The organism is Pelagimonas sp. (assembly GCF_050633425.1).
In the GTDB taxonomy this organism is placed as follows: Bacteria; Pseudomonadota; Alphaproteobacteria; order Rhodobacterales; family Rhodobacteraceae; genus Pelagimonas.
Map to the genome: position 1 here is coordinate 144220 of NZ_JBOEGM010000020.1, position 13178 is coordinate 157397.

General features: G+C 56.7%; 12 protein-coding genes. 1 reads left to right on the forward strand and 11 read right to left on the reverse strand.

The genetic code is table 11. The features are described 5' to 3' along the window. Positions 1-2: 2 nt before the first annotated feature. The 8 genes from kynA to thiD all read right to left on the reverse strand — a co-directional run bounded on the left by kynA (position 3) and on the right by thiD (position 8818). Positions 3-833, reverse strand: a complete 831-nt coding sequence (gene kynA / locus ACRBB0_RS16430) for a tryptophan 2,3-dioxygenase (RefSeq protein WP_431375531.1) — start codon at positions 831-833, stop codon at positions 3-5. Continuing rightward, on the reverse strand, positions 830-1987 hold the full coding sequence (locus tag ACRBB0_RS16435; protein ID WP_431375532.1) for an acyl-CoA dehydrogenase family protein: 1158 nt from the start codon (positions 1985-1987) through the stop codon (positions 830-832). The genes kynA and ACRBB0_RS16435 overlap by 4 nt, the downstream gene beginning before the upstream one ends. Beyond that, the gene (locus ACRBB0_RS16440) at positions 1987-2790 is read right to left on the reverse strand and encodes an enoyl-CoA hydratase family protein (protein WP_431375533.1); all 804 of its coding nucleotides are present in this window, start codon (positions 2788-2790) and stop codon (positions 1987-1989) included. Before ACRBB0_RS16440 ends, ACRBB0_RS16435 begins: the two co-directional genes overlap by 1 nt. After that, a complete protein-coding gene (locus ACRBB0_RS16445; protein WP_431375534.1) occupies positions 2787-3245 on the reverse strand; it encodes a MarR family winged helix-turn-helix transcriptional regulator in 459 nt (152 codons plus the stop codon). The genes ACRBB0_RS16440 and ACRBB0_RS16445 overlap by 4 nt, the downstream gene beginning before the upstream one ends. Further along, positions 3242-4000, reverse strand: coding sequence for an SDR family NAD(P)-dependent oxidoreductase (locus ACRBB0_RS16450; protein ID WP_431375535.1), 759 nt, complete (start codon positions 3998-4000; stop codon positions 3242-3244). The genes ACRBB0_RS16445 and ACRBB0_RS16450 overlap by 4 nt, the downstream gene beginning before the upstream one ends. Beyond that, a complete protein-coding gene (locus tag ACRBB0_RS16455; RefSeq protein ID WP_431375536.1) occupies positions 3997-6291 on the reverse strand; it encodes a bifunctional salicylyl-CoA 5-hydroxylase/oxidoreductase in 2295 nt (764 codons plus the stop codon). The genes ACRBB0_RS16450 and ACRBB0_RS16455 overlap by 4 nt, the downstream gene beginning before the upstream one ends. Before the next feature lie 323 nt (positions 6292-6614). After that, positions 6615-7964, reverse strand: coding sequence for an MFS transporter (locus tag ACRBB0_RS16460; RefSeq protein WP_431375537.1), 1350 nt, complete (start codon positions 7962-7964; stop codon positions 6615-6617). A gap of 59 nt (positions 7965-8023) precedes the next feature. Then, positions 8024-8818, reverse strand: coding sequence for a bifunctional hydroxymethylpyrimidine kinase/phosphomethylpyrimidine kinase (thiD, locus tag ACRBB0_RS16465; RefSeq protein ID WP_431375538.1), 795 nt, complete (start codon positions 8816-8818; stop codon positions 8024-8026). A 275-nt stretch (positions 8819-9093) separates the two neighbouring features. Between thiD and ACRBB0_RS16470 the strand changes: the two genes are divergently transcribed. Continuing rightward, entirely contained in the window at positions 9094-10122 is a 1029-nt protein-coding gene (locus ACRBB0_RS16470) for a hypothetical protein (protein WP_431375539.1), read from the forward strand. A gap of 54 nt (positions 10123-10176) precedes the next feature. On the opposite strand, the gene ACRBB0_RS16475 is transcribed toward ACRBB0_RS16470, so the two are convergent. The 3 genes from ACRBB0_RS16475 to ACRBB0_RS16485 all read right to left on the reverse strand — a co-directional run bounded on the left by ACRBB0_RS16475 (position 10177) and on the right by ACRBB0_RS16485 (position 13164). After that, positions 10177-11490: an SPOR domain-containing protein gene (locus ACRBB0_RS16475; protein ID WP_431375540.1), complete on the reverse strand. Its 1314-nt coding sequence runs from the start codon at positions 11488-11490 to the stop codon at positions 10177-10179. Between the two features lie 67 nt (positions 11491-11557). Continuing rightward, positions 11558-12190, reverse strand: a complete 633-nt coding sequence (gene upp, locus ACRBB0_RS16480; RefSeq protein WP_431375541.1) for a uracil phosphoribosyltransferase — start codon at positions 12188-12190, stop codon at positions 11558-11560. Then, the gene (locus tag ACRBB0_RS16485; protein ID WP_431375814.1) at positions 12187-13164 is read right to left on the reverse strand and encodes an adenosine deaminase; all 978 of its coding nucleotides are present in this window, start codon (positions 13162-13164) and stop codon (positions 12187-12189) included. Before ACRBB0_RS16485 ends, upp begins: the two co-directional genes overlap by 4 nt. Positions 13165-13178 lie beyond the last annotated feature (14 nt).

Sequence of the window (13178 nt, forward strand, 5' to 3'; positions counted from 1 at the left end):
CCCTACAGCTCGGTCCGAACGTGCCACAGCTCAGGGAAGAGCTCGACCGATAGCATCTTCTTGAGATAATCGACCCCGCCTGTGCCGCCGGTGCCGCGTTTGAAACCGATCACCCGCTCGACCGTGGTCACATGGTTGAATCGCCAGCGACGGAAATAGTCTTCAAGATCAACGAGCTTTTCGCCCATTTCATAGAGAGTCCAGTGGGTTGCCGGGTCGTTGTAAACCGTCGCCCACATCGCCCGCACCGCATCATTGGCTTGGTGGGGGGCATTGGCCGGGGCGGCGATCAAATCACCGGGCACGTCATGCCCTTGGCCCGCCGCAAGCGTCAGAACCGTTTGGTACAGTGACATTTCCGAGAGCTCAGCCTGCAATCGCGCGCTGGCTGTAACGTCATGCGCATGCGGCTTGAGCATCGCCAGATTACGGTTGCCAAGCGCGTATTCGATCAACCGATATTGCAGGGATTGAAAGCCCGAGCTCATCCCCAATTGGTCGCGAAAGGTGGTGTAATCGCTGGGTGTCATGGTGCGCAAAACGTCCCACGCATTGTTGAGCTGCTCCATAATCCGCGACACGCGGGCCAGTTTCTTGAACGCCTCAGGCAGGTGGTTGGCCGCAATATTGGCACGGGCCGCGGCCAATTCATGCAGCATCAGATGCATCCACAGCTCAGACGTTTGATGCTGGATGATGAACAGCATTTCATCATGGGCATCCGACAGCGGATGCTGGGCCGACAGGATCGTGTCGATGTCCAGATAATCACCATAGGACATCTTCTTGGCGAAATCGGTCTGCGCGCCATGTTTTTCCGGATCGGTTGTCATAGATTGGACTCCAATTGCGCCAAAGTCTGGCGTGCGATGATGACGCGTTGGACGTCAGATGCGCCTTCATAGATACGCAACGCTCTGATTTCTCGGTATAAACGTTCAACAGTTTCGCCCGAGCGCACCCCATCGCCGCCATGCAATTGCACGGCTTTGTCGATGATGTTTTGGGCGTGATCCGTGGCGAAAAGTTTGGCCATAGCCGCTTCTCGGGTGATGCGCGGCGCACCGCTGTCCTTGGTCCAGGCCGCACGGTAAATCAGCAGGGCGGCGGCGTCGATATCAAGTGCCATATCGGCGATATGGCCCTGCACCATCTGCAAATCCGCCAGGGGCGCGCCTTGGACATGACGGGTGGTAACGCGGGCGACGGCCTCATCCAGCGCCCGACGGGCAAAGCCCAATGCGGCCGCGCCGACGGTGGCGCGAAATACATCCAGGACCGACATGGCGATTTTGAAGCCCTCCCCCGAGGCACCGATCAAGGCGCTGGCCGGAATGCGGCAGTTTTGGAAGGAGAGTGTCGCCAAAGGATGCGGCGCGATGGTGTCGAGCCGCTCTGCTACGGTCAAACCCGCAGTATCGGCCGGGACGACAAAGGCGGACAGGCCCTTGGCCCCAGCGGCGTCTCCGGTTCTGGCGAAAACGGTGTATACATCAGCGATGCCACCGTTGGAAATCCACGTTTTTTCACCGTCCAACACATAGTCATCGCCGTCCCACGTTGCGGTCATCGTGGAATTGGCGACATCCGATCCCGATTGCGGCTCGGTCAAAGCAAAGCCGGAAATGGCCGATCCATTGCGGGTCTTTGTCAACCAGTAGGACTTTTGCTCATCCGTTCCAAAAAGTGAGATCGCGCCAGTTCCAAGCCCCTGCATAGCAAAGGAAAAATCTGCAAGCCCATCATGGCGCGCCAGTGTTTCGCGGATCAAACACAGGGTTCGGACATCCAGGCGCCCGTCGAAAGCACCGCTATGGGCCAGCCAGCCGCCCTTGCCCAAGGACGCGACCAAATCACGGCAGGTTTGATCGGTGTCGTCGTGATTAAGCTGCGCGAGCTGCGCCTTGGCCCAAACCTCCAAGTCCTGCGCCAAGACGCGATGGTGGTCTTCAAAAAACGGCCAAGATAGAAAGCTGCGATCCGCCATCAGTTGCCCTCAAACTCTGGTTTTGACTTGGCAACAAAGGCGCGGTATGCCCGTTCAAAATCAGCGGTTTGCATACAAATCGCCTGGGCTTGGGCTTCGGCTTCAATCGCTTGTTCAATCGACATTGACCATTCTTGAGCCAGCATGGTTTTGGTCATCATGTGACCGAAATTCGGGCCTGAAGCGATGCGACTGGCCAAATTTTCGGCCGCTTGATCCAGCTCTTCCGCAGGAACGACCGAATTGTAAAACCCCCATGCGGAGCCTTCGTCTGCTGACATGGATCGGCCGGTGTAAAGCAACTCAGCCGCGCGTCCCTGCCCGATGATGCGGGGCAATATCGCGCAGGCCCCCATATCGCATCCCGCCAGACCAACGCGGGTAAACAAGAACGCGCATTTGGCTTGGGGCGTGGCGATGCGCAGGTCAGAGGCCATGGCGATGATCGCGCCAGCCCCAACACAGACCCCGTCAATCGCCGCAATCACCGGCTTGCCGCAATTGACGATGGCCTTGACCAAATCGCCCGTCATGCGGGTAAAGGCCAACAATTCCTTCATCGACATCTTGGTCAGCGGGCCGATAATGTCATGCACATCGCCCCCCGAACTAAAGTTCCCACCGTTTGAGCCAAACACAACCGCATGCACGTCATCGGCATAGGCCAAGTCGCGAAACCAGTCGCGCAATTCTGCGTAACTGTCGAAAGTCAGAGGGTTTTTACGGTCGGGCCGATCAAGCGACACAAAGGCAATGCCGTCCCGAATGTCGCATCGAAAATGGGTTACATCCGTTCGCATCATGGTGCGTCCCCTTCTGTGAGTGAGCCGACCAATTCATCCAATCGACCGGCCAGTTGAACCGCTTCGTCCTGCTCAAAACTGGCAAGCATGTGATCGACCCAAGTTTCATGCGCCGCGGCCTGGCGGGCAAATTCGGCGCGCCCTGTCTCGGTCAAGCGCACAAGCGAGGCACGTCGATCACCGGGCACGGGCACCCGCACCACATGGCCTTCGTCAGTCAACCGGTCGATAATGCCGGTGACATTGCCGTTTGAAACCCGCAGAACGCCGGACAAGGCGCTCATTTTCAGGCCCTCATCATAGCGTGACAGCGCCGCCATCACATCAAAGCGCGGCAGGGTCGCGCCAAATTCGCGACGTAGATTTTCGCGCAATTCAGCCTCAACCAAACGGCTGGTTTTCAACAATCGCAGCCACAATCGCAGCCGATCCTTGGAAGCAGGTTCGCGAGTCATATCTCGCCCCCGGTGAGGCTTAGCGTGTGGCCGTTGACCGAGCGCGCCGCATCAGAGCATAGCCACAGAACCGCGCCGGCGACCTCATCCGTTTCGATGAAACGCTTTTGTGGATTGCCGCGTTTCAAGGATTTGGCCGCGTCCTGTGCGCTCATCCCGGTCTTGTCGCTGATCGTCGCGATGGAGCGTTCCAGCATCGGTGTATCGACAAAACCGGGGCAAATGGCGTTGACGGTAATACCGGTGCTGGCCAACTCCTGGGCCAAGGACCGTGTCAGGCCAACGACGCCATGTTTTGCTGCGCAATAGCCTGCCACATAGGGGTATCCTTTGAGGCCTGCTGAGGAAGCGATCGAGATGAAATGCCCCGTTCCGGCGCGTTCCAGATCGTCCAGCGCTGCCTGAAAGCTGTTGAAAACGCCGTTCAAATTGACGTCGAGCATGGCTTGGAAAGCCTCAGGCGTGGTTTTTGAAAACGGCATGCTTTGCGCGGACCCGGCATTGGCGATCACGCCGGAAATCGGGCCGTTCAATGCGCGCGCTTGGGCATAGGCCGCCTTTACGCTGGCGGCGTCGGTGACATCACAAATAACCCAACCAATGAACTTATGCTGTTTGGCAACCTCGCGGAGGGGCGCTTCTTGTCGGCCCAAAATCGTCACTTTGGCCCCAGCATGCGCCAATGCCTGAGCCACCGCAGCCCCGACCCCAGAGCCGCCGCCCGTGACAATAAAGTGGCGATCTAAAACGCTCATACGCGGCCCGCCGTTTCCGTTTCTTTGTCCGCCAATCGCCACGCCTGATCCCGTCCGGCCTCATAGGGTTGGGGCCAGATTTCGCGCCGGTCGCCCAAATCGGTTGCCGCATGCAGCGTCCAATAGGGATCCGCCAAATGCGGGCGACCAAGGCAGACCAAATCGGCCCGGCCTGCCATCAGGATCGAGTTGACATGATCGGCTTCATAGATGTTGCCGACCGCCATGGTTTTGATCCCAGCCTCGTTGCGAATCCGATCTGAAAACGGCGTTTGGAACATGCGCCCATAAACGGGCTGTGCCTCGGTTGAGGTTTGTCCGGCGGACACATCAATAATATCTGCGCCTGCAGTTTGGAAGGCCTGCGCAATCCGCACCGCCTCTTGAGGGGTGACACCCCCATCGCCAAGCCAATCATTGGCCGAAATGCGCACGGACATCGGTTTCTCAACCGGCCAAACCGCCCGCATGGCCTCAAAAACCTCCAATGGGAACCGCAGACGGTTGTCGAGGCTGCCGCCATAATCGTCGGTACGTGTGTTGGACACCGGCGTGATAAAGGAGGAGATCAGATAGCCATGGGCCGCATGAAGTTCGATCATGTCAAACCCGGCTCGATCCGCCATTTGTGCGGCCGCTACAAATTGATCCCGCACCAGATCCATATCGGCCCGCGTCATCGCCTTGGGCATCGCATTCCCGTCGGACCAAGGGATCGCCGACGCGTTAAGCAAGGGCCAGTTCCCAGTTTCCAGCGGGACATCCATCCCCTCCCAGCCCAGACGGGTCGAACCTTTGCGCCCCGCATGACCAAGTTGGCAACAGGTTTTGGCACCGGTTTCGCGATGCACAAATTCATTCAACCGCGCCCATGCAGTTTGGTGTTCGGGCGCATAAAGTCCCGGACAACCCGGCGTAATTCGCCCATCTGCGGATACACAGGTCATTTCGGTATAGATAAGCCCAGCCCCGCCCTTGGCGCGTTCGCCGTAGTGGATCAAATGCCAATCAGTGGGGCAGCCATCCTCGGCTTTGTATTGCGCCATGGGTGACAAAACGATCCTATTTTTCAAGGACATATCGCGCAGTTTGAACGGCGCAAACATCGGCGCGCGGGGGGCTGTGCTGCTTGGGGCACCTGCCTGAACCTGAAACCAATCTTCGGCCTGAGCCAACCAGTTTGGGTCACGTTCCCGCAGGTTTTCATGGCTGATACGCTGGCTTCGGGTGAGCAGGGAGTAATTGAGTTGTACCGGATCGAGATCCAAATACCGTTCGACATCTTCGAACCATTCCACCGAATTGCGCGCCGCCGATTGCAGACGCAACACTTCGAGCCGCCGTTGGGTTTGGTACTTTTCAAACGCATCGGCAAGCGTTGGCTCTTTGTCGATGTATTCGGCCAAGGCCATAGCGCTTTCGAGGGCCAGTTTGGTTCCCGAACCGATAGAGAAATGGGCCGTAGCCGACGCATCTCCGAGCAAGACAATATTGTCAGCGCTCCAGTTTTGGCAAAGCACCCGAGGGAACTGTAACCACGCCGATCCGCGAATATGATTGGCGTTGGTCATCAGACTATGACCCCCCAAATGATCCCGGAAAATATCCTCGCAAACGGCGATGCACTCTTGTTGGCTCATGTCTCCAAAGCCATAGGCATCAAAGGTTTCTTGCGTGCATTCAACGATAAAGGTCGCTGTGTTATCGTCGAATTGATAGGCATGCGCCCAGAGCCAGCCCTTGTCCGTTTCTTCGAAGATAAAGGTGAAGGCATTGTCGAATTTCTGCCGCGTTCCAAGCCAGACAAATTGACATTTCCGCGTATCAATCTCGGGCTTGAAGACATCCGCCAGCTCACTGCGTGTTCGGGAATTCAAACCATCGCTGGCGATCACAACATCATAGTCTTTCGCATATTCAGACGCGGGCCGAGCCTCCTGTTCGAACTTTAGTTCGACACCCAGGGTCCGGGCTCTTTCTTGCAGGATCAAGAGGAGCTGCTTGCGGCCAATTCCGCAAAACCCATGCCCCGTCGAAAGCATCTTTTGGCCTTGGTGATGCACGGCGATATCATCCCAATAGGCGAAATTCTGACGGATATCAGCAGCGCTGTGTTGGTCGTTTTCAGCCAGATTATCCAATGTCTCATCAGATAAAACGACACCCCATCCAAAGGTGTCATCCGCCTTGTTGCGTTCAATCACAACCACTTCAGAGCTTGGCTGACGCAACTTTATTGAGATCGCAAAATAGAGACCAGCCGGACCGCCACCGAGACAGACATAACGCATTTTCAGCTCCTGAATACTGTCGATAGATGAAAGCCTAGCCATGGTTCAAATCTATTTCAAGTAAAAATATTTTATACCTAAAGTAATTTCTTAGTACTTGTTTTAAAATGAAAAACGGGAGGGCATCCTGTCAAAAGCTGCAAAATCTAACTTTTGAAAGGCTGAACCAGAGAACAGTTTAGCGCGCTCATCCGTGCCAAAATGGCCACGGACAGAACCTGCGCCTTCCATAGGGCGAAGGCATGTAGCGAAGATTCCCCCCAAGGGTGCCTGCGGGTTTGTGCGGTAACGGCCAAAAACCGGGGTGAGCAAGGTCGCGCCAGCTAGGCGTCCGTTTTGGGCCACCTTGGATGCGCATCATCAATGACGAATTTGTGCTGGTGACGGTAGCCGCCGGTATCGCCAAGAATGGCATTGAGACCTGAATGCGCCGCCGACACCTGATGATCGGTGTGACTGTGCTCCAGAATCTCAGGATCGACCCTAGGCCATAGCCGCGCCGCGCAAAGGGTTGCCACCAAAGAGAGGGCCGTCATGGTGGCGAAAGCAATCGCCATGCCGGCCCAACTCCCCACACTTCCTGCCAACGGATAGGCCAGCAACCATGCAGCGTGCGACAAAGCAAATTGGGCTGCAAACACCGCCGGGCGGTCGGCCTCGTGGCAAGATCTTATCAGCAAAAGCCCCGTTGGCGTTTGGATCAGGGACGCCCCTGCGCCGATCACAAACCATAAGGCCAAACCGACGCCGAGATGGAAATCGCCCCCAGTCATGCCATACGCCGCGAGGCCCAAGCCGGTCGTCAAAAGCCCCCCACCCGCAAGCATGACAGAGCGGGGCGACGCTTCTCCCAGCAGTTTGGGCAGCGAGACGGCAACCAACATGGACCCCAGACCGCTGGCGGCAAAAAAGAGTGCCACGACACCATCGCCTTGGCCCATCCCCTCTTTGACAATGACAACCGTGTTGACGATGACCATGCCCGTTGCTGCCGCGACCGCGACATAGAGGCTCAGAACTCCTCGTAATCGTGGTGTTGCGAGATAAATCCAGATGCCCCGCGTGATCCGTTTTGAAAACCGGACTGACGACGATTTAAGCGCGCGCACCGGGAGTGTGACGCTCATCACCAAGAATGCGGATGCCAAGAAGCCAAGCGCCGTCCCTACAAACAGGCTGTTAAAAGAAAACACGGCCAACAAGGCCCCCGCCAGCAGTGGCCCCAACAGCGCCTCGAGATCGTAAGTCAGCCGAGAGAGTGACAGCGCTTGGGCATAGTCCTTTTTCCGCGTCAAAACATCCGGGATAATCGCCTGAAAACTCGGGGTGAACGCAGCCGAAAACGCCTGAAACCCAAAAACCAACACGTAGATGTGCCAAACCTCGGTGACGAAGGGCAACAACAAGACCAACAGGGCCCGCGCCAAATCCAAGCTGATCAGAAACGTTTTGCGTGGAAGTCGTTCCGCCAAGGCAGTCGCAATTGGGGCGATGCTGACATAGGCGACCATTTTGATCGCCAAGGCAAAGCCCAAGACCGCGCCGGCATTGCCGCCTGCCAACTCAAACGCCAATAGACCCAATGCGATAGTTGTGAGCCCCGATCCCAGAACAGACAAAATCTGGGCCAACAACAGGCGGCGATAAACCGCGCTATTTAAGGCAGCTTTCATCCCCCAAGACTACTGTCATGTCCAAGACAATCAACCCGCAAACCAATCGGGCCACCACCCTAATCACGCAACGTGAAAAAGTGGTCGGTCGGCCCAACCCCGCCCCCAACACAGAGGTGACGCCCCCCCGAAATGGCGTGGTTTGTATAAGTCTTGGCCGCCTCAATCGCCTCAGCAAAACTGGCCCCATGCGCCAGATGTGTCGCCAAAGCCGCCGCCAAAGTGCACCCTGTGCCATGGGTTTGGCCCAGATCCAAACGGTCAGCCTCAAACCATGTTTCATCCTGAGCACTGACCAGAAGATCAGGGCATTGCGCGCCTGGCAAATGCCCGCCTTTGATCAGAACCGCCGGGCCCAGCCTGTCTAACGCGCAGGCCTGTTTCAGCATGCCATCGCGTGTTTGCGCCTCTTGTTCCCCAAGCAGTGTCGCGGCTTCGGGCAGGTTTGGGGTTAAAATCGTTGCAAGTGGCAGAATGCAGCGGCGAAAGCTGTCTAACGCATCGGATCCGGTGAGGATACGGCCGCTTGTCGATGACAACACCGGGTCCACAATGATCGGACATTCGCGCTCTTGCAGGGCCGCGGCCACCGCTTCACAAATGGGCCCCGACCCTAGCATTCCGAGTTTTACGGCATCAACGCGGATGTCCGCAAAAATCGCGTCAATCTGATCGCGCACCAGTTGGGGATCAACCCCCGTGACCGATTGAACGCCTTGGGTGTTTTGCACGGTAAGGGCCGTTATCACGGCCATTGCATAGCCGCCATTGGCGCTTATCGCTTTGATATCGGCCTGAATTCCCGCCCCACCCGATGGATCGGACCCGGCTATAGAGAGGATGTTGGGGATCATTGTATCGCCTCATCGAACTGCCCTGATCTGGCCTTACCGAAGGAGCGTAACACTGTCCAGAAATGCCTATCCAGGGTTTGAACCTATTCTTCAGTCAGGCTTAGTGGTGCGCCGTCCTAACCATGACAGGTGTCGTGACTTCGGACAGCAAACCACTGAACTCGTACAGGTCGCTTTGCCCTGTGGGCGGCGTGGAATTATTCGGTTGAGACCCTAGATTGCCCAAGGCTTCGGCACATGTTAGGGTGAACGCAAACAGAGGCAGAGCAGCCCAGATGACAGCACTCAAGCAATTCGACCGGCTCGAAGCGACCGGGCTATGGCGCCCCAATACGGCGGAGCAACGACGAGAAGTTGTTGTATCGTTAGGAGACGCGACGCTAACCATAACCGACATTCCCGGTCGGGTTTTGGCACATTGGTCTTTGGCGGCGGTTGTTCGGTCCAACGGCACCGCCCTGCCCGCAATTTTTCATCCCGATGGCGACCCGGACGAAACGCTGGAACTCGCTGAAGATGAAGCCGAAATGATCAACGGTATTGACCGATTGCTCAAGGCGATCGAACGCCGACGTCCGCATCCCGGAAAACTGCGACTGTTGTTCGGGGTGACTGCCATTGGTGCCACGATAGCAGCCGCAGTCTTTTGGGCCCCCGGCGCGCTTCGCAGCTATACCGTAAAGGTGGTTCCGCCGGTGAAACGCGCGGAAATCGGCGTTGAGCTTCTTAAGCATATGTCCCGCGTCACCGGCCAGCCTTGTATGACGGCTGAGGCGCGCCCTGCCCTGCAAACGCTGGCCAAACGCGTTCTTGGACCCAAGCGTGATGACACTGTCATAGTGGTGCGCGATGGTGTGATCGACAGCACGCATTTGCCAGGGGGGATCGTCGTGCTGAACAAATCCATTCTCGAGGATCACGAAGACCCAGACGTGCCTGCCGGGTATATTCTGGCCGAGGAAACAATAGCCAAATCCCATGACCCGCTCGAACGGGTATTGGACCATGTCGGCATTGTCGCCAACGTGCAATTGGTCACAACCGGGCAGCTTCCTGCAGACGCCCTGTCTGCTTATGCCGAATACCTTTTGACGCAGCCCAAACCGGAGATCGATCCCGATCGTTTGCTTTTGGCCTTTGAAGAAGCCAAATTACACAGCTCGCCTTATGCCTACGCCCGAGACCTCACGGGTGAAAGCACATTGGCCCTGATTGAGGCAGACCCGATGTCAGGCCAACCAAGCCAAGACATTCTGAGCGATGGAAACTGGCTTCGGCTTCAAGGCATTTGCAGCGGCACATAAAAAAGGCCTGTCTGAAAGATCAAACAGGCCTTTTTATGAAATGATGTCTGGTATTTAGCGCGTATAGGCGCGGGTATAGCCAGCGGCTTTTACTGAATTCAGCGCGACGGTCAGCGCCCTTGGTGAGGCATATGGGCCAACCATCACACTGCGCATTTTCTGTCCACCGCGGGTATAGGTACCGTATTTGACCGGCAGACCAGAGCGGCTCAAACGCGCCGCAGCGGCACGCGCTTTGGCTTCGGTCGTGAACACACCGATCTCCACATAGCGCGCGTCGGTTTTGACGCTACGCGGTTGCGAACGTGTCGAAATCACCGGGGCCTTGGCAACTGGGCCATTGCGGGTTGAGACAACGGGACGAGAGCCCTTGGCCGAATAGGCAATAACCGGGGCTTTGATTTTATGCCTTGGGTTCTGAACGGCCAATTCGCGCGGAACCGTGTTCGTCCAAACGCGCTGAGTATCCATATAACCCGCAACGGTCTGATAGGCGCGGCGGGTGTTCAGACGATCATCTTCCCAAGCAGGACGATACCCTTCGGGCACCGCAGCCACAGCCGTATCGCGTTTTTCGTAAACATGGCGTGGAACAATCACAGTATTGCCGCGTAACTCGCTGCCCTGCCAACCGCGATTGTGATACACTTTTTTACCAGGTCCAGGTGCTTCTCCCCGGCGGATCACCGTGACATGCGGTGCTTTTTGCGGGCCACAGCGCAATGCGACAGTCACACCATCCACAACCTTGGTTCTATGACCGTTTGCGCAGGCATCGTAACTTGGAATGACGCGACGCACTGTTGTTGTTGGGGCTTGCGTTCTTGGGGCGGCGCGCGGAACTTGACGCACAACACGTGGTGGCTGAGCGGCCACCGGCTTGGAGGCAGGCGTTCGGACAACTTGTGTTCCTGAACGCTGAGCGGCCCGTGCCTTGGGTTTCGGGGCGGGTGCAACCGCGACTGGAACCGGCTTGCGCTTGGGTTTAGGCGCGGCGGTAACGACCGGTTTTGGCGCGGGTCTTGCGGCGGGTTTGGGCTTTGGTGCAGGCGCAGCAGCCACTGGTTTGGGCGCGGGCTTGGGTGCTGGTTTGGCCGCAGGCGCAGCCACAACCGAGCCGAAAGTCGGCTTCTGACCACAGATTTGCGTGCGTTGCCGCGAGACACGCGGCACCCAGTTTACAGCCCCGTCAAACCCGGCTCGTACAAAGACGCAACCACGGTTGTCAACGAATTGCTTTCCAGAGAACGAAGCCGGTGGAAAGTTGGCCGGAACGTTGTTGATCTTGGATTGAGCCATGGCCGGATCGGATGCAAATCCGAATCCCGCTGCCAAAACCGCAAAAATAGTTAAAGATTTCAATGTCATGTCTGCCCCCACAGATGTGAAGGCCAGAATGCCAAATCAACAACGCTCTGTAAAGCTTTGAAATCGTTTATTTCGTTCCAAACATGCGGTCACCCGCATCTCCTAGCCCCGGAACGATGTAGCCGAGTTCATTGAGTTTTTCGTCAAGAGACGCCGTTACGATCGGAACATCGGGATGCGCCTCTTTCATCCGAGCCACACCTTCGGGGGCCGCGAGCAGGCACAAGAACCGAATATCTTTGGCTCCAGATTGCTTAACCAAGTCAATCGCCGCAGCCGATGAATTGCCGGTCGCAAGCATCGGATCAACCACAATTGCGGTGCGTTCTTCCATGCGTTTGGGCAGTTTGTTGTAATACTGAACCGGTTGCAGGGTTTCTTCGTCCCGATAGAGCCCAACAAAGCCGACCCGCGCCGCCGGGATCAGCTCTAATATGCCGTCCATAAGACCATTCCCGGCCCGCAAGATCGACACCAAAGCCAGTTTCTTGCCTTCGATCACCGGTTTTTGGGTGGTGCAGAGCGGCGTTTCGATTTCGCGCTGTGTCACCGGCAATTCACGTGTGACCTCATAGGCCAACAACAGGCTGATTTCGCGCAGAAGCTGGCGGAACGAAGCGGTTGAGGTATCCTTTTCGCGCATCAACGTCAGCTTGTGCTGCACCAAGGGGTGATCAACGATGGTCAGATGTTGGGTCATGACGTCTCCAATGCTTTGCGAATCCGGGTCTTTGTATCTGCGTCACAGAAGGCCGCGTCCATCGCATTTTCGTCTATTTGGTCAAAGATTTCCGCATCCCAGCCAAAAACCCGCGCCAAATTGGCATATTCTTTGCGCATGGTGGTGTGAAAAAACGGTGGGTCATCGGTCGACACCGTGACTTTGACACCGCGATCACGCAGTTTTTCAATCGGATGCTGATCAAGCCGGTCGTACACGCCTAGAAAAACATTCGATCCCGGACAAACTTCCAGCGTGATGCCCCGTTCAATCAACATATCCACGACGGCCAGATCTTCGCTCGCGCGGACGCCGTGACCAATACGCTCAACACCCAGATCTTCGATCGCCTCGCGCACCTCTTGTGGGCCGCGCCATTCCCCCGCATGAGAGGTCAGATGTAACCCCGCCTCGCGGGCCATATCAAAACTATAGGCAAAGTCCTTTTGTTTGCCTTGGTTTTCATCCCCTCCCATGCCAAGACCGACGACAAAACTGCCCGCCGTTTCAGCAGCACAACGCGCGGCTGGCTTGGCCTTTTCAGGGCCGAAATGACGGATCGGCGTTGCGATTCCGCGCAGGGTGATGCCCAAATCCCGTTCAGCCTCATCGGCGGCGGATTGGATTGCATGCAGGTATTCCTGCCAGGCCGACAGATCGCTGTTCCCACAAAAATCAGGGCTGATAAAGCTCTCGATATAAACGACATCGCTGGCCGCTGCCTGTTCGAGAACCGCGCGCGTCATGCGGGCAAAATCCTCAGGTCCGGTCAAAACGGACGTGGCCGCTTCGTAGACGGAAAGGAAATGCACAAAGTCGCGATAATCATAGGAACCGTCTTCGCGAAAAATCTTGGACAGGTCGACATTCTTTTCCTGTGCCAGCCCGCGAATGAACGCCGGAGGAGCCATGCCTTCGAGATGAGTGTGCAGCTCAATTTTCGGCCGTGTCACAAGGGCATGCAGCC